Below are 17476 nucleotides of genomic sequence, written 5' to 3' on the forward strand. Positions count from 1 at the left end.
AATGCATTCCAGTAATTACTTTGCTTCTGGGAACACTCTGTTAATTGTATCTGTAAATCCTTCCATCAATCCCTCTACAGGCTCATTTGCTCTAATTTTATCTCCATATTCAGTGATTTCTTGAGCAAAGTCTGGGTTTGTTGACACATATACATTATCGAAGTTTCCATTTGTTGCTTTTGCTTGATCGGCAATTTTACTTTTAAGATCGTCATTTTCATTGACTCCTTCTTTTAAAAGGACCCCAACATAGGCATTGTTATTTGTCACAATAACATTGGCGCTTTCCACTTCTTCCATCTCTGCAATTTTACTCGCAACATCATCTGCTAATTCTAGCTGTTGATCTCCATTATTTCCATTTGTTCCGTTATCCTCATTAGTATCAGTACCTGTTTCATCGTTAGCAGTATTTGTATCTACCGTTTCGTTAGTTGTTACATCATTATTATCATTATTTGCATTATTGTCGTCATTATTAGCCGTTCCACACCCCACTAAAGAACTAATTAAAAGCAAAGTCATCGATACTTGTAATATTTTATTCATTTTTAAATCCTCCTTCATCATGTCATAACGATAGGATGAGTATTTTTAACCGAGATATTCTTAGGAGAATAAAATATTTTTATAAAGTGCTTATTTACGTTTTCGCTAATCGTCTTTAGTTATTTTTCTCATTATGATTAAATAATAATATAATCTAAATCTCTTTTTTATCCCTGAAATTACTCTAATACTTTTAAGAAAGGAGATTCAACTAATTGAAAAACGAACTAACTATACTATTTCCATCCATTCAAATTCTGTCCGAATATCCTACTGAATTAGAAGAAGAAGTATATATTTTCCACAATCCGTATTTGAATAATTGGTTACAAATAAACAAATCGGAAGTCTCCCATCGTGAATATTCATTACTTGCATCTCTCTATTCAGAAGTAAGTTTAGATCTATCAACTAATCAAACTGTTTCCATGAAGTGGATGAATTTTCTACGTGGAGATGGTCTTGCTCCTATAAAAACTGAAACTGATATTCGAGTCATTCAAATTCATTTTAAGAAAAATGTTAATGAAGCTGATTTAGAAGAAGCTGTTCATGTATTTTTTGGTGATGCTATGCAATTTGTTTTTGTTTCTTCTCAAAATGCGTTACTCATTGAGGAAAAGTCTTCATATGTTCAAACAACGGAGGATTTTGCTTCTTTTATTGCTGCACTTGAAAGTGATTTCTTTATAAAAGCAAAGTTATATATCGGGAAGTTTCACCAAACCAATATGCTATTTTCTGTTCATTTCTCTACAGAAAAAGAATGGTTTCAAAAAGGCATCTCCGCCAACCATACGGAAAGAATTTATACATTGGAAAATGTTTTTCCCTTCAACTTGATTGAACAAATGTCAGAAGAAATGAAACATATTATTCGCAAAGAGATTCTCAATCCAATTGAATATGATATGGAGTTACTACAAACAGTCCACCAATTTTTTGAAAACGGCTTTAATGCATCTGTCACAGCCAAGAAATTACATATTCACCGAAACACGTTCCATTACCGTCTAACTAAATTTCAAGATATTACAGGAATATCCGTTCGTAGTTTTGACGGTGCCCTTATTGCTTACTGTGCAAGCTTAATTGCTAACAATCGTTAAATCAAAGTTGCACAATTTTCTATATTAATAATTGTGCATATCGTCCATACCATCCATCTGTCTCTATTGGTAACCTTAATGTATAGATTAAATACTAAAGGGGTGCTTATATGGAGAAGTTAGTTCTTGATAATATTTTTAAAGTTTATGATGACGGTTCTACTGCAGTTTCCAATTTTAATTTACGTGTTCAGGATCAAGAGTTTATCGTTTTGGTTGGACCATCCGGCTGCGGAAAATCTACAACACTCCGGATGATTGCCGGTCTTGAAGAAATTACGACTGGTGAATTGCGAATCGAAGGCAAATTAATGAATGATGTCCCTCCAAAAGATCGTGATATCGCAATGGTATTTCAAAACTATGCACTGTATCCGCATATGAATGTCTACGATAATATGGCTTTCGGATTAAAACTTAGAAAGTTTTCAAAAGCTGAAATTGATCAGCGTGTAAAAAATGCAGCTGACATTCTTGGCCTGCAGCAACTATTAGATAAGAAGCCAAAAGCTCTATCTGGTGGTCAACGTCAGCGGGTAGCACTTGGTCGCGCAATTGTGCGTGATGCAAAATTATTCCTAATGGATGAACCATTATCTAACCTTGATGCAAAACTGCGTGTTCAAATGCGTGCTGAAATTGCAAAATTACACCTTCGCCTGAAAACAACTACAGTTTATGTAACACATGACCAAACAGAAGCAATGACTATGGCATCACGTCTTGTCGTTATGAAAGATGGTTTCATACAACAAATCGGATCACCGAAAGAAGTGTATGAGAACCCAGAAAATGTCTTTGTAGGTGGATTTATTGGTTCACCAGCAATGAACTTTTTTGAAGGAAAAGTTAATAATGGTTATTTCAAGATTGGTGATTTTAATCTGAGAATTCCTGCGGAGAAATGGAACTTGCTTAATTCCCAAGGATTTGATGGGAAAATAGTTATATTAGGTGTAAGACCTGAACATATCTCTGGAGATACTGAAGCTCTCGCTCTATTTCCTGACTCTATAGTAGATGCTGATATAGAAGTTTCCGAATTAACAGGGGCTGAACTTATGGTGTATTCATCTATTACAAACCAACAATATGTAGCTAGAATAAATGCTGATGCTACAATGGAACCTGGTCAAAAAGTTAAACTCGCATTCGACTTAACTAGAGCCCACTTCTTCGATAAGGAAACAGAAAGTCGCATTAGATAGAAGTAAAGAAGGAGCCCTCATCTTGGATGTGGACTCCTTCTTTTTTTATGGACTTTAAATCTTCCAACGTTTTTCACGAAATAAAATTGCCACACAAAACATAGTAGCAGTAATCATGGAAGTACTTATAAGGGGTTTCTGTAAAACTAAATGTAACACGCAAAATAGGAATAAAAATAGAATTGCCAATCGAATAGATTCTTTATATTTGTACATTAACAATGCTATGAAGAAAACAAGGGTTAATGGGAACCCAATTTGAAGAAGAGAAGAATTATTCAGAATAACTACTAAAACCGCGAAACTACTATAAAACGAGATAAAAGTAAAAATTAGAGCATTATTCAACGGAAACGGCTTTTGCTTCTTAAGAAGATAAAACATATAGAGAATTATCCACGCTACTCCTATGTATACGCCTGTTCTAGCCCCTGAAAAATATAATATCATCCAAGGATGTTGGATAATCGTGGAGAAATCTGTTAATACAATGCTAAGTTTCCATACAACAATAAAAAGGAAAATCATATCACTAAATTGATTGGAAATTGCTTTACCGAATTTAACATATAGTATTAAAGCTGTAAGTATAGCTGCGAATACAAAGGCTAACCATGTCGAAGGAACTGTCATGGAAAAAACCCTATACCATTCCGTTGCAACCAAATGCTCTAACCTCCTTTTTTATATTTATTTTCATAGCAAAACTTGAAGCAATTTCTGCTTCAAGTTGCCCCTTTACAGTATATCCATCCAAATTTTAATAGCAGTCGCTAAAATAAGTACCGCTAAAATCATTTGAAGTATCTTTGTGTTCAAACGTTTCCCAAATTTTGCTCCTAGTGGCGCTGCAATAAGACTTGCAATGATCATAATGACTGCCGGAAAGTATTCTACTTGCCCCGTAGTAACTTTACCAATTGTAGCTCCAATCGATGAAATAAAAGTAATCGCAAGACTTGTTGCAATGGTCATACGTGTAGGAATTTTTAGAACTACGAGCATGATCGGCACTAACAAAAATCCACCAGCCGCTCCTACAATCCCTGATCCAATACCTACAATAAATGAAAGGATAGCTGCTAATGATTTATTAAATGTTACTTGATCAAGCGGAATATCATCCACTTGTTTATTTGGGATGAACATCATAATTGCTGCAATTAATGCGAGTATTCCATATACAATATTCACACTTGCTTCCGATAAAGATTGGGAACTAAAACTACCAACAAAGCTCCCTACTAAAATAGCTCCTCCCATATAGACGATAAGAGATTTATTTAAATAACCGCCTTTACGATATGCCCATACACCAGCTATCGATGCAAAAAGTACCTGGACTGCGCTAATACCAGAAACTTCGTGCGCTGTAAAAGCTACAAATCCGAACATTGGGGGAATATATAATAGCATTGGGTATTTAATAATCGATCCACCAATACCTAGCATCCCTGAAATATATGAACCGATAAAGCCTATTAAAAAGATAGTAATAATCCATGCTATATCCATTATTCTTACACTCCTATCTAAAAAAGGGAAGCTCTTTTTTGGCCTCCCTCTCCATTTTTACGCTTTTTGAATCCAGAATTTCAAAACGTCATCCTCTTCTTTTTGCTCTATAATCGTGTGGCCGCCTGAAGCCGCCCATGCTGGAATGTCTGCAACGGCTCCTTTGTCGGTAACATGTACTTCTAATATTTCGCCTGGTTCAATAGTGTCTATAGCCTTTTTCGTACGAACGATTGGCATCGGGCAAGCTAATCCTTTTGCATCTAATAGTTTAGTAGAATACATATTCATCTCTCCCTTCATAATTTATTTTTACCGTACTGCACAACGGTTTGGACCGATTTCCATTTCTGTTTGTTCGTCACCTGAAGGGACAATTTTCCCCATATTAACTTGACGAATTTCTTCGTATGCATTTGGCTGAGGAGGTAAATTATCCGTAACAATACTACGGAATTCTGTTTCATCCGTTATATTTAAACCATGGTTTTCTTCAAACAAATCGCCTAAACGTTTTGCCACTGTACCATCCTCGTTTAACTCATCGATAATCATAAAGTGTGCAGGTAATACGATTAACTCATTTGAAAGCTCACGATAACGACTATATAGAGTTTCACGGAGATCACCTACCCAGTCCTCTGCAAGACCCGCCAAATCAGGTCTTCCTATGGAATCAATAAATAAAATATCTCCTGTTAATAAAAACTTATTATCTACAACAAATGATGTTGACCCAATTGTGTGTCCAGGTGAATACACGGATTGAATGGCAATCGTACTATCGCCAATTCTCACCTCTACTCCGTTTTCTAAAGGTGTGTAATCAAATACAACTTCCTCTGCATCCTTTGGTGGCAAGTAATAAGTTGCACCAGTCTTTTCTGCAATATGACGTCCCCCAGAAATATGATCCGCATGTAAGTGAGTGTCAAATACATTTGTTATCTTCACGTTTTTACTTGCTGCAAAATCTGTAAATACATCTATCATCCGTGTTGCGTCAACAATTGCAGCTTCTCCATTTGAAATAATCATATAAGAAAGACACCCTTTACCTAATCTTACGAATTGGTAAAGCTCTCCCCCATTTTCAAGATTACTTACTTTTACTGGTTCTAGATATTCGCTCCACGTTTTCATACCACCTTCTAAGTATGCTGCATCACGCCCAGCATCAGAAAGCATTTCTGCTACCATTATAGATGAGCCTTCCTTTGCACAAACAACTAATAAAGGTGTATCTGAAGGAATTTGCTGTAAGATATCTTCTACTCCATCCAATAATTCAAAGTATGGAATATTTAAATACTCAAATTTGTGACCTTCAATTTTCCAGTCAGCAAAAGCATCAGCATTCCGAACATCTAAAATAAATAATCTTTCGTTCTTCATTACTTTCTTTGCTACTTGTTCTGCTGTCCATTTATTCAAAGTCATTTAATTACCCCCATAGGTATTATTTTCGGTAAAAATTTTTAAAGGGCTCTCCCTTTTAAAAAGTTAGTGTTGGTGACGCGTCTTTTGCGAACTCTAAAAAGGTCACTGCTCCGCCAACATCCATTCCATCTACAAAATCTTCTTTCGTTAATCCCATAACATCCATTGTCATTTGACAACCAATAAATTTCACTCCAAGTTCTTGAGCCATTTCAACTAATTGCGGAATGCTTGGCACATTGGACTTGGCAAATCCTTCTGCAATAGCTTCACGACCTTCCGGCATAGGTAGTGCCTGCATACCTTTCTTGTGAATTAAGTTCAATCCTTCAAACGTGAAGAAGATGGTAACTTCCTTTTCTGTGGCAGCTGCAGCTGTCGCTATATTAAATACTTTATATGCGTCGAATAGACCACCATTACTTGCGATAATCGCTACTTTATTTGACATTGTTTATTCCTCCAAATTTAAATTGATTTTTTAATAGCGCCTTTCCATTGGGTCATACCAGGTATTACGTTCCAGACATTTGTAAAACCATTGTCCGCTAATTTTTGTGCCGCTAAATCACTACGCTTACCTGTACGGCAAATAACATATATGGATTTATCTTTTTCTAGCTCGTTCATTTGTCTCTCCAATTCGCCCATTGGAATCGATTTCGCGCCTTCGATATGCCCAAAAGCATATTCTGCTTCTTCTCGGACATCTAAAAGTAAAGCTCCCTCTGAAACTTTTTTTAAAAGTTCGTCTAAATGAATAATTTGTCCATGTAACTTTTCCACAACTGTTTCGTTGGAACACTTACGGATATAATGCTTTAATACATCCCCATCCTCAACTGTCCCAAGATATTGGTGACCGACCGTTTCAGACCATGCTGCAATATCCGCTGTTGACCCTCGATCCGTTGCTACTACCTCTATTATTTGACCATCTATCAAATCATTCATCGCTTTTTTGGTTTTAACAATAGGCATCGGACAAGCCAAGCCCTTAGCGTCTAAAGAATAGTCTACTTTCATCTTTTTCACTCCTTAAATACCTGTAAGGGTATTATTTTTGATAAAAAATTTTTAGCGAACTTCCCCTTCCCAAGCTAGCATTCCTCCACTCATATTTGTCGCATCGTATCCCTGACTTTCTAAGAACTGTGTAGCTCGACCACTTCTTCCACCAGAACGGCAAACTACAATATATTGTTTTGATTTAGATAATTCTTGCAAACGAAATTCTAACAAACCAAGTGGAATATGAATGATATTAGCTATTTTACCAGCCTCTACTTCATCTACTTCACGGACATCAATTATATGAAGGTCTTCGCCACTTTTAAGTTTTTGCTCTACTTCTTTTGCTGTAATCTCTTTCATCTGATTTCCTCCTCTTAACGCCATGCACTCATGCCCCCACGGACATTTGTCACGCGCTCGTATCCTAGCTTCTTTAATTTTTTGCAAGCATTATTGCTCCGCATACCACTCTGACAAATAACAACAATTTCTTTATCCTTTGGCAACTTTTCAAACGATGATCCAAGTGGGATGTTTTTGAATTGTCGTATGTTTTGTGCTTTATACTCAGAAGGAGTTCTCACATCAACAAATACTTTATCTTGATCGTTCAACATACTTTTAAGCTCCGCTGTAGAGATTGTTTTTACGCCTTTAGAAGGCATCAGTCTCCATGCAAAAAAACCAACAATTACAACAATAAAAACCCATTCCATTTTCTTCACCTCCTTTAAAGCTTTCGATACTAAAATACCAACCGGGGTATAATTTCATTTAAAAATAAAAGCCGTATTTTATCGGCTCTTAACTACTAGGTTCATCGCTTCTTGAATTGCTGAATTTACTTTATCAGAATTACCTTCTGCGTTTTGTACACATTCTAATAGATTGTTACTTACTATTACACCGATGGTTCGGTCTGCTGCAGAACGAACTGCTGAAAGCTGAGTAACTACTTCTTTACAGTCTTTCCCCTCTTCCATCATACGTAATATTCCTCGCAGCTGTCCTTCTATACGCTTAATCCTATTAATCGTTTTGGCATCATAAGACGACATATTAGAATTACCTCCTTCCAAAAAGGTGATCACTTTCTTTTTTTGTTCTTAAGACGATAATATACCCCATTAGGTATATTGTCAACATATAAACTTCATTTTATATACTCTGTCTTTTTTTGTTGCATGAAGTGCCAGTTAGCCGTATCATGAACAATTGTTAGCCTTCATAGGACAGTCACAGAAAGTTAGGTGTGAAAAATTGAATAAAAAAGCATTTCTCTTAGCAATATTTACAGTATTTATATGGGGCTCAACATTTGCTTCGATAAGCGCCAGCCTTCAAGGAGGCTACTCTGCTGGCCACTTGATATTATTTCGTTTTATTATTGCTTCCTTTATATTTATTATTCTTGCTTTTATACCTCAAATGAGATTTAGTTTACCTAAAAAAGAAGATGTGTTACCCATTTTTGCTCTAAGTTGGATTGGAATTAGTATTTACCATGTCTGTGTAACATTCGGTCAATTGACTATCACTGCTGGTACAGCTGGTATGCTCATTGGTTCAGCACCTATTTTCACTACGATCATTGCTGTAGTTGTGTTAAAAGAACGAATCGGGACATTTGGATGGATAGGATTAGGATTCGGGTTTATCGGTATTACAATTATTGGCTTAGGAACTGGAGAATCATCTTTTGACATTTCTCCTGGTGTATTTTTAGTGATTATAGCTGCTTTAGCTACTTCCATCTTTTTTGTTTTCCAAAAATCTTTATTAACAAAATATACCCCGATCGAATTAACTGCGTATTTTACGTGGGCAGGGACTTTACCTTTTCTAGTTTTTGCTCCTGGACTTATAGAAGATATACAGCATGCATCGCTTGAAGCTAACTTGTCAGCCATTTATATAGGCATTTTCCCTACGGCAATCGCATATCTTATGTGGGCATATGCATTGTCTCAAAGCAAAGCAAGTTCAGTTTCCAGCTTGCTCTATGCAGAACCCGTAATATCCATTTTCATAGCTTGGATTTGGTTGCACGAATTACCGTCACCTCTATCTATTAGCGGAGGAATAATTGCCATTTCAGGCGTTCTAATCGTTCAATTGTTCGGTAGAAGGAATAAGAAAAAATAAATTAAATAAAAAAGTACCAGGATTATTATTCACTGGTACTTTTTTTACTTTTATCAATTCTATGATATTCAGAAATTTGAATGACTCGTACATCACTTGTATTCAACTCGTGGTAAATTCCCCTGCTATCTCGAAAGGATATATATTGATCTCGCTCACTTTGAATCAATTCCTCTGCCTGATCTTGTGATTCTATATGGATGAACCTTCTAATATAATGGTCTTCCTCAAAGAAGTAAGTCACTTTAAATTCTTTCACAGTTTTTCTCCTAACGTTTGGTAAGTTTAAATTCTTTCAACGTTTGTTAATATCATTTTACTATGAGGAATGCTAGGCATACTCACCATGCTATAGCTTAAGTCTTGTTCTGGAAGATCATATTTCAACTTGTTAACTAAATAATCTAAACTAACTTTCATTACCTCAATCGTAACAAACTCACCTGCGCAACGATGTCCTAACAAATAGTCACCGCCGCCTTGTGGAATAAAGTTAAATGGGCTTCCTTTCCAGTCACTAAAACGTTCAGGATTAAAAACCTCCGCATTATCCCAAAGTTCAGCGTCATGATTTGTTCCATACAAATCGAGCAGAGTCAATGTTCCTTTTTCGAATGTGTAACCATTCCACACAAATTCATTTTTCACCTTGGCAGCTACTAAAGGAAAAAAAGGGTAATATCGTCGAACTTCCTGAACAAACATTTGCGCATATTGATTATTTGCTACCTTCAACTTACCTCTTTCCTCGGGATGATGATGAATGGCTAACGCCGTAAAATTAATATAAATAGCAATTGCCACAATTGGCCTAATAATATTTACTACTTCCACTGCAGCTATTTCTATATCTAATAGCTCGCCTTTTAAATCTTGATGAATGGAAATGGTATGGAGAGCAGAACCCCCCTTGGGCTTCAACTGTCCTTCTCTTACCTGTTCAATCAATCCCGCAACCCATTCCTCTAGATTTTTGCGGGCATGCCGACCTTTCCAATGCTTTGGCCCAATTGCAGTTGGTGATTCGAATAATAATCCTAATTGTATTGTTCGTTCCTTTACTTCCTCTTCCTTTAAAGGCACTCCAGCCCACTCACAAGCAGTTCTACACAGGATTTCTTTACTTTCCTCGTAAAGTATTACTTCGTCTGTTAGTTCCCACTTATTGACTGCATTTTCCCATTGCTTTTTAGTGATATTCTTTAACTCCTCCAGCTTATCTGGTGTCATCAGTGACATAAACATTTCTTTACGGTGTCTATGAGCCTCGTTATCTAAAGACTGAACTCCCCCAACGCCAAATAAAGTCTTTTGAACACGCTTTGGAGCAACCCCATTTCGCAAAAACTTTTCGTCATCATAAAAAATCTCCGCTGCTTCCTTTCCCCCTATACAAATTGCCTTTTGACCTAATAAACGGGTTTCATAAACATTGGAAGAGAAACTTTTTCTCCTATTAGGAATATACAAATAACCCTCTCTCAAAAAACTTAGGCTATGATCTATACCCTCTTCACGAGGCATCTGATTTGAATTCATTATTTAATCCATCTCCTTAAAGGTCATCCTCACAATACTTTTTTAATTAGTGTTCCCCTGTTTATTTTTATTAAAACTTACGATTACATAACCTCTTTTTTTAATGACAGGAAAATTATTATTCGCAAGTTATTGACACACTTCAATATTTATTATATTGTTTACTTTGTCTTTATAATACGAAATACCTAATTATCGGAATATTGTAGTAAAAAGGTAATGTTCACTTGCATTTTTTAAGTAATTCAATAGAGACAGAAGCCAATACATAACTTCAAAGAAATAGAATCGAAAGGTGTTTTAAAATGAACTTTAAAAATATTATAAAAAGGATGTCTTCCATTAAATCTAAACTTATTAGTATTTCCATTCTGCTTTTAGTAATTCCTTTAATTGTTCTTGGAATCGCTAGTTATGAAAGGAGTGCTTCCAGCTTAGATGAAATCGGAGAACAGAACTTAAAAAATAGCGTAGAAATGACCCTTGAAATGATACGTGTATTAAATGAAAGCGTAGAAAAAGGCGATTTGTCATTAATTGAAGCACAGGAAAAAGTTAAGAAAGCTATACTAGGCGATGTTAATCCAGATGGAACACGTCCAATAAATAAAAATATTGGCTTAGGTGAACATGGATACATGTATGTTTTGGATAGTGAAGGACTAGAACTTGCTCATCCAACTGCTGAAGGTGAAAATCTTTGGGACTCAGAAGATTCTAACGGAGTTAAATTTGTTCAAGAAATAATTAAAATGGGGAATGATGGTGGTGGATTCGTTTATTATGAATGGCCTCATCCAACAAACAACAAAGTGATAGAGACAAAGGTGTCTTATTCTGAAACCGATCCTTATTGGGGTTGGGTAGTCAATGCAAGTACTTATATGATGGATTTCAATCAACCCGCAAATGAAATTTTACAGATGATTTCTATAGTAATTGGAATTACATTAATTGTTGGTATCTTGATCATATGGTTGTTTGCTAATAGTATTGCTAAACCGATTAAGAAAGTGTCTGAACATATGAACCATCTTGCTCATGGTGATTTGACTCAAGGACATATACAAGTGAAATCAAAAGATGAGACTGGCCAGCTTGCAGACGCAATGAATAAAATGCAAAGTAGTATAATAAATGCAATGAAAAGTATATCTAGTAGCTCAGAAACATTGTCGAGCCATAGTGAAGAGCTAACTCAATCTGCTAATGAAATGAAAGCAGGTACTGAACAAATAGCTACAACCATGCAGGAGTTGGCTTTTGGAACAGAATCACAAGCCAATAGCACTGGAGAATTGTCTTCCATAATGGATTCGTTTGTTTCTAGAGTGATAGAAGCTAATGAAAACGGAGAAAAAATCCAACATTCAACAAGCGAAGTTCTACAGATGACTAACAAGGGCAAGCATTTGATGGAATCCTCTAATAAACAGATGGAAAGAGTAAATCAGATTATAAGAGAATCCGTTCAACAATTCCAAGGTTTCGAGGAACGCACGAAAGAAATAGCTAATCTCGTTACCGTGATACGTGATATTGCAGGGCAAACCAACCTTTTAGCATTAAATGCTTCGATTGAAGCGGCACGCGCAGGAGAACACGGAAAAGGATTTGCTGTAGTTGCAGACGAAGTAAGGAAGCTTGCAGAGCAAGTAAATGATTCTGTCACTGACATTACGGCCATTGTAAATAATACACAAGAAGAGTTTATTGAAGTAAAAAGTTTCTTACAGAGTGGATATAATGAGGTCGAAGAAGGCGCAGGTCAAATTAAATCTACAGGCGAAGCGATTAACAATATCAATGTTTTAGTATTAGAAATGGTTGAAAATGTCCAAACAATCTCTAATAACTTATCTGAAATCGCAGCTAATAGCCAAGAGATGAATGGTTCAATAGAAGAAATAGCAGCTATATCGGAAGAATCAGCAGCGGGAGTAGAACAAACTGCCGCAACAGCGGAAGAAGCTAGTAGTTCGATGGAAGAAGTAGCTGAAAGCGCAGAACAACTTGCGAAGTTAGCTGAAGATTTAAATGGAGTTGTACAACACTTTAAACTTTAAAGGATATATTTTACACTTTGTATAATGTCGAATGACTTATACAAAGTGTTTTATTTTTGTTAAAATGGATTTACTTTAGCCTGAAGGGACGAAAAATAAATGAACTCACCTTTTACATACAAATATACCGCTCCACAGGTAGCAGAAAAAAATCAACCAACTTTGTTTTTATTACACGGCATGGGAAGTAATGAAGAGGATTTGCCTCAGCTAGTGAAAGGCTTTGAAAAGACACATCATATTTTTAGCTTGCGCGGTCCAATCGTTTTCAACCCAGGATATGCGTTTTTTACAATAGAAGAAGAAGGCAAACCAAATCGAGAAGTATTTGATAAAGTGCTTGTCTATATTCAATCTTTTATTCGCGAGGCAATTGTAGAATTTGAGTTGGATTCTAACCAAATTTCTGTACTTGGCTTTAGTCAAGGAGCTGTGCTAGCACAATCACTAGCTTTAACTATGGGAAATGAATTGAATAGTGTTGTTGCTTTGAGTGGCTATATACCGGACTTTGTAAAAAATGAATATAGCAAAAGATCTGTAGATCATTTAGATATTTTTATTTCTCATGGGGATTATGATTACATTATTCCTTCCCAATGGGGTGCTGAAAGTAAGGATTATTTCGAAAATCTCGGTGCTAAGGTTACCTTTAAAACATATAATGATGGTCACGGTGTACCACCGCAAAATCAACAGGATCTTGTGGAGTTTTTGAAGAACAATTAATGTTTGATTATAGGAATTCAGATTGCTCTTTCATCCATTAAATGAATAAGAGGAAAAACCATATAGAAAAGAAGAAGCTCAGAAATAGGATACTTATTTCTGAGCTTCTTTCAAGGTAAATTTTAGAAGGAAGGATAAGATTACTGAAATTAGAAGGAAACTTGCTATTAAACCTATGACTCCGTTCCAGCCAAACTTGGACCAAAAAATCCCGCCCGCAGTACCTCCAATACTAGAGCCAACATAATAGAAAAATAAATAAAGCGAAGAAGCTTGTGCCTTATCATGTTCCGCTCTTTTACTCACCCATCCACTCGTGATGGAATGCGCTCCAAAAAATCCAAAAGTAAATATAATAATTCCAACAATTTTCAGTGTTAATGCAACATTAATCGTTAGGATAGCACCAGCAAACATAATGCCTATTCCAACAAATAACATTTTTTGTCTACCATATCGATCCGCTAGGCTACCAAGCCATGTGGAGCTGAATGTTCCTACCAAATAAATAATAAAAATCCACCCGACAATCGTTGTACTAAGTGAATAAGGAGGACCTAGCAATTTAAAACTGATGTAGTTATATAATGATACAAAACTCGCCATCAGTGTAAAACCTATACCAAAAAGACAAAGCATACTTGAATCTTTTAAATGTGCTATAAGCGAATTAGTTAAAGCTCTAAATTGTAACTTTCTTGGCTCAAAATGTCGAGAATTTGGTAAAGAAATGACAAAATAAATGCTAATCGCTAGACTTAATAAACCAAGAAAAACCATTCCAATTTTCCAGCTAAATAAATCTGTCATCGTCCCCATAATAATACGACCTGCTAGCCCGCCAATCGAATTTCCACTTATATAAAGTCCCATCGCAACTCCTAGACTAGCCGGCTCTACTTCTTCCCCCAAATAAGCCATTGCAATTGCCGGAAGACCGGCAAAAGCAACCCCTTGAATCACTCGTAATACAAGTAGCACTTCAAAATTTGGAGAAAACGCAATTATTAATGTCAAAATAGAAGCCGCAAGGATGGAAATCGTCATCAATCGTTTACGTCCCCATGCTTCTGAAAGAGATCCGAAGATGACAAGGCATATAGCTAAAGCAAATGTAGTAAATGAAAGGGACAAACTAGCCACAGCTGGTGACACCTGAAATTCTCTTGAAAATTCAGGAAGAATCGGTTGTGTGATGTATAAATTAGCAAACGTTATAAACCCTGCTGCAAATAATGCAAAGTTAACTTTTTTATATTCTTTCGTTCCTTTTTGTATATATTCCATCAGTATATCGCCTCAATATGTTTTGTAACTAGTTTTCAAAACCTAAATAAGTTGTGGATAACTTCTCTTCTTTGTTCTTATCCACACGATATCCACTAGCATGTGGACGAGAACTTACAACAGAGTATAATTTTTCATCTATAAAATGCAGAGCAACCCCATCGTCCGCTGCATATCCTGCACCAATAACTCCTTCATTAATAAACTTTTGATAAACAGGACGTCTATCTTCTTCCCCATCATAATGTGGACAATTACTACCAGAAATCAAACCCAGACATGAGATAGGTTCAAGCTCGTCCCCGAAGGAATCCGTTGTACCTTCTTCAAACCAACAAAGTGACCCCGCACTGATCCCAGCTAAAATAATTCCATTGTTGTATGCTTCTCGAATAATTATATCCAATTCCCACTCTTTCCAAAGAGCCATGAGGTTTTTCGTGTTACCTCCCCCTACATAGAGAATGTCCTGGTCGAGAATGAATTTCTTAATATCACGGGTATGTGGTTTAAACAACGATAAATGGGAAGGCTCACATGCCTCATTTTGAAAAAAACTATAAAAACGTTCAATATAACTATCTGCATCTCCGCTAGCCGTACCAATAAAACAAATTTTTGGCCTATCCTTTTTGGATTGCTTCAAAATATATCGATCTAATAATGGATTTTCAGGCTCCATGGAGAAACCTCCACCACCCATTGCAATAATTTGTTTCATTTACTATTCCCCCATCCTATTTTCTTTTTACTAATAGTAACATGAAAAAAAGAACTTGCACTTCAACTATTTTGAATAGTTAAAATGCAAGTCTTTGAAAAATATTAAGAGAGAAAGAAAAACTAGTGAACGCACGTTAAAGACTAGAACACGGATGTGCGCTTGCCGCACGTTACACTTGAGCCTCCGCAGGATGAGTCGCTCCTTAGTCGCTCCTTAGTCGCTCGCACATCCTTTCTCATTCTTCGCGCTCTTGCGGAGTGTGAGGCGCACATCCTAGAAACATCCGATGAAATAGAAACAATTCGATTAAAATAAGTAAGTCTACATCCTGTATTCAGGATTGTTCATTAACAATCCTATAATAGCATCTACTTACCTTCTCAAGAGAGTACAGCCTTCCTAGCCGCATGACGTGCCGTATGAGACAGCGATATGCGCTAGCGCATACAGCGGCTCATGCGGACGTGCGGCCAGCGCGAATGTCAATAGATAAGTAGTATTCCCATAACCTATAGCTTTTTTATCATAAATAAAAAATGACTGAATCCATTTTACCTATTTACCTGTTTATACCTTTTATTACTATTGATATATTCCCGCAAAAAATAAAAAGCTAAAACAAATAAAAAAGCTATGCCATCCCAAAAATCTTTACAAGATAATCGGATGTGCATGCTTTTTATAAATTTAGACTATAAACCAAGAGAAATGTACTTAATCTCTAAGTATTCGTCCATTCCATGGTGACCACCTTCACGGCCGAGTCCACTTTGTTTAAATCCTCCAAATGGCGCCTGTGGAGTAGATGGTAAACCGTCATTTAAACCAATAATACCGTACTCTAATTTTTCTGTAATACGGATACCTCTCGAAATATTCTCAGTAAAAACATACGCGGCAAGTCCATATATAGAGTCATTCGCGCGTCGGATTGCTTCTTCTTCATCCTTAAATGTACTAATAGGAATTACCGGTCCGAATGTTTCTTCCTGCATACAAAGCATGTCATCAGTGACATTCGTTAAAATGGTCGGTTCAAAGAAAAGACCTTCTTTTCTTTTCCCACCAATTTTTACTTCTGCTCCTTTTGAGGCTGCATCATCTACATGCTCCTGAGCTTTTTCCACAGCAGAATCGTTAATAAGCGGACCGATTGTCACGCCATCTTCGAGACCATTACCAATCTTCAACTTCTTCGTTTTTTCTATTAATAACTCAGTAAACTTCTGTGCAATCGATTCCTGCACGTATACACGATTAATACATACACAGGTTTGACCAGCATTTCGAAATTTCGCGGCAAGAACATTTTCTGCAGCCTTTTCTAAATTACAATCTTCCATAATGATAGAAGGTGCATGTCCCCCCAATTCAAGCGAAACTTTTTTGACTGTATCCGCTGCACCTTTCATTAACCGCTTTCCTACCTCTGTAGAACCTGTAAAAGTCAGTTTTCTAACACGGGAGTCTTCTAACCAAGCATTTCCAATAGAATTAGAATCGCCTGTTACTATATTTACAACCCCATCTGGTATTCCTGCTGCTTTTGCAAGTTGCACCAACTTGATTGCCGTGAGAGGTGTCTGTCCAGCAGGTTTTATTACTACAGTACAGCCAGAAGCGAGAGCCGGACCAACCTTTCTTGTAATCATTGCTGCTGGAAAGTTCCAAGGAGTAATAACTGCTACAACGCCCACCGGTTGTTTATGCACAAAAATACGTTTATTTTGTTGAGTTGCGGGAATCATTTCTCCATAAATACGTTTCCCTTCTTCTGCATACCAGGAAATAAAGCCATTTGCATAATTGATTTCCCCTCTTGCTTCTGTAAGAGGTTTCCCTTGCTCCTCTGTCATCGTTTTGGCAAGGTCTTCCGTATTATCCTTAATCAGATTATGCCAATTTTGTATTAGTTCACTTCGTTCATATGCAGATAAAGCAGACCATTTTTTAAATGCTTCATAAGCTACATCGACTGCTTGTATCGCTTCTTCCTTACCTCCTTTTGGAACAGTCGCAAAAACTTCTCCTGTTGCAGGGTTACTAACTTCAATAACAGGTAATTCTTTTCCAACTTCCGCTCCATTAATGATCATGTAATATTGTCTAGACATCCGTCTCCACTCCATTTCATATATTCTTTCTATGTTA

The 17476-nt window shown here is 36.5% G+C and carries 20 protein-coding genes; 5 read left to right on the forward strand and 15 right to left on the reverse strand.

The features are described from left to right. Positions 1–15 precede the first annotated feature (15 nt). A complete protein-coding gene (locus PGC35_RS04510) occupies positions 16–549 on the reverse strand; it encodes a YhcN/YlaJ family sporulation lipoprotein (protein ID WP_053590816.1) in 534 nt (177 codons plus the stop codon). Between the two features lie 215 nt (positions 550–764). Between PGC35_RS04510 and PGC35_RS04515 the strand changes: the two genes are divergently transcribed. Both PGC35_RS04515 and PGC35_RS04520 read left to right on the forward strand, forming a co-directional pair. After that, complete coding sequence (locus PGC35_RS04515) at positions 765–1658, forward strand: PucR family transcriptional regulator (RefSeq protein WP_375218334.1); 894 nt, start codon at positions 765–767, stop codon at positions 1656–1658. Between the two features lie 110 nt (positions 1659–1768). Further along, positions 1769–2866, forward strand: a complete 1098-nt coding sequence (locus PGC35_RS04520; protein WP_375218335.1) for an ABC transporter ATP-binding protein — start codon at positions 1769–1771, stop codon at positions 2864–2866. A 54-nt stretch (positions 2867–2920) separates the two neighbouring features. On the opposite strand, the gene PGC35_RS04525 is transcribed toward PGC35_RS04520, so the two are convergent. From PGC35_RS04525 to PGC35_RS04565, 9 genes are all read right to left on the reverse strand, one after another. Continuing rightward, a complete protein-coding gene (locus PGC35_RS04525) occupies positions 2921–3532 on the reverse strand; it encodes a hypothetical protein (protein ID WP_375218336.1) in 612 nt (203 codons plus the stop codon). Positions 3533–3604: 72 nt separating this feature from the next. Next, positions 3605–4381 (reverse strand): sulfite exporter TauE/SafE family protein, encoded by a 777-nt coding sequence (locus tag PGC35_RS04530; RefSeq protein WP_375218337.1) that lies wholly within the window; start codon positions 4379–4381, stop codon positions 3605–3607. Between the two features lie 57 nt (positions 4382–4438). After that, entirely contained in the window at positions 4439–4666 is a 228-nt protein-coding gene (locus tag PGC35_RS04535) for a sulfurtransferase TusA family protein (RefSeq protein ID WP_375218338.1), read from the reverse strand. Positions 4667–4693: 27 nt separating this feature from the next. After that, complete coding sequence (locus PGC35_RS04540) at positions 4694–5821, reverse strand: MBL fold metallo-hydrolase (protein WP_375218339.1); 1128 nt, start codon at positions 5819–5821, stop codon at positions 4694–4696. Between the two features lie 55 nt (positions 5822–5876). Then, on the reverse strand, positions 5877–6272 hold the full coding sequence (locus tag PGC35_RS04545) for a DsrE/DsrF/DrsH-like family protein (protein WP_375218340.1): 396 nt from the start codon (positions 6270–6272) through the stop codon (positions 5877–5879). Between the two features lie 17 nt (positions 6273–6289). Beyond that, positions 6290–6847 (reverse strand): sulfurtransferase TusA family protein, encoded by a 558-nt coding sequence (locus tag PGC35_RS04550; protein WP_375218341.1) that lies wholly within the window; start codon positions 6845–6847, stop codon positions 6290–6292. Positions 6848–6898: 51 nt separating this feature from the next. After that, positions 6899–7195 (reverse strand): rhodanese-like domain-containing protein, encoded by a 297-nt coding sequence (locus tag PGC35_RS04555; protein ID WP_056829140.1) that lies wholly within the window; start codon positions 7193–7195, stop codon positions 6899–6901. Between the two features lie 14 nt (positions 7196–7209). Then, positions 7210–7551 (reverse strand): rhodanese-like domain-containing protein, encoded by a 342-nt coding sequence (locus PGC35_RS04560; protein WP_375218342.1) that lies wholly within the window; start codon positions 7549–7551, stop codon positions 7210–7212. Between the two features lie 78 nt (positions 7552–7629). Continuing rightward, positions 7630–7893, reverse strand: a complete 264-nt coding sequence (locus PGC35_RS04565; protein ID WP_053590826.1) for a metal-sensitive transcriptional regulator — start codon at positions 7891–7893, stop codon at positions 7630–7632. Between the two features lie 202 nt (positions 7894–8095). Between PGC35_RS04565 and PGC35_RS04570 the strand changes: the two genes are divergently transcribed. Continuing rightward, entirely contained in the window at positions 8096–8980 is an 885-nt protein-coding gene (locus PGC35_RS04570) for a DMT family transporter (protein WP_375218343.1), read from the forward strand. 25 nt (positions 8981–9005) lie between these two features. On the opposite strand, the gene PGC35_RS04575 is transcribed toward PGC35_RS04570, so the two are convergent. Then, the gene (locus tag PGC35_RS04575; RefSeq protein WP_056828685.1) at positions 9006–9239 is read right to left on the reverse strand and encodes a hypothetical protein; all 234 of its coding nucleotides are present in this window, start codon (positions 9237–9239) and stop codon (positions 9006–9008) included. Between the two features lie 26 nt (positions 9240–9265). Continuing rightward, positions 9266–10522, reverse strand: coding sequence for a CYP152 family fatty-acid peroxygenase CypC (cypC, locus tag PGC35_RS04580; protein ID WP_375218487.1), 1257 nt, complete (start codon positions 10520–10522; stop codon positions 9266–9268). 302 nt (positions 10523–10824) lie between these two features. On the opposite strand from cypC, the gene PGC35_RS04585 reads away from it, so the two are divergent. Together PGC35_RS04585 and PGC35_RS04590 are read left to right on the forward strand one after the other, a co-directional pair. After that, positions 10825–12585: a methyl-accepting chemotaxis protein gene (locus tag PGC35_RS04585; RefSeq protein WP_375218344.1), complete on the forward strand. Its 1761-nt coding sequence runs from the start codon at positions 10825–10827 to the stop codon at positions 12583–12585. 99 nt (positions 12586–12684) lie between these two features. Continuing rightward, positions 12685–13314 carry an alpha/beta hydrolase gene (locus tag PGC35_RS04590; RefSeq protein WP_375218345.1) on the forward strand — a complete coding sequence of 210 codons (630 nt, stop codon included), beginning with the start codon at positions 12685–12687 and terminating at the stop codon, positions 13312–13314. A gap of 93 nt (positions 13315–13407) precedes the next feature. On the opposite strand, the gene PGC35_RS04595 is transcribed toward PGC35_RS04590, so the two are convergent. The 3 genes from PGC35_RS04595 to PGC35_RS04605 form a co-directional block, all read right to left on the reverse strand. Continuing rightward, a complete protein-coding gene (locus PGC35_RS04595) occupies positions 13408–14601 on the reverse strand; it encodes an MFS transporter (protein WP_375218346.1) in 1194 nt (397 codons plus the stop codon). A 28-nt stretch (positions 14602–14629) separates the two neighbouring features. Beyond that, on the reverse strand, positions 14630–15322 hold the full coding sequence (locus PGC35_RS04600) for a Type 1 glutamine amidotransferase-like domain-containing protein (protein WP_375218347.1): 693 nt from the start codon (positions 15320–15322) through the stop codon (positions 14630–14632). Between the two features lie 695 nt (positions 15323–16017). Beyond that, positions 16018–17439, reverse strand: coding sequence for an NAD-dependent succinate-semialdehyde dehydrogenase (locus PGC35_RS04605; RefSeq protein ID WP_375218348.1), 1422 nt, complete (start codon positions 17437–17439; stop codon positions 16018–16020). Positions 17440–17476: the final 37 nt, after the last annotated feature.

Origin of the sequence: Psychrobacillus sp. PGGUH221 (assembly GCF_042055255.1) — a bacterium.
Classification (GTDB): domain Bacteria; phylum Bacillota; class Bacilli; order Bacillales_A; family Planococcaceae; genus Psychrobacillus.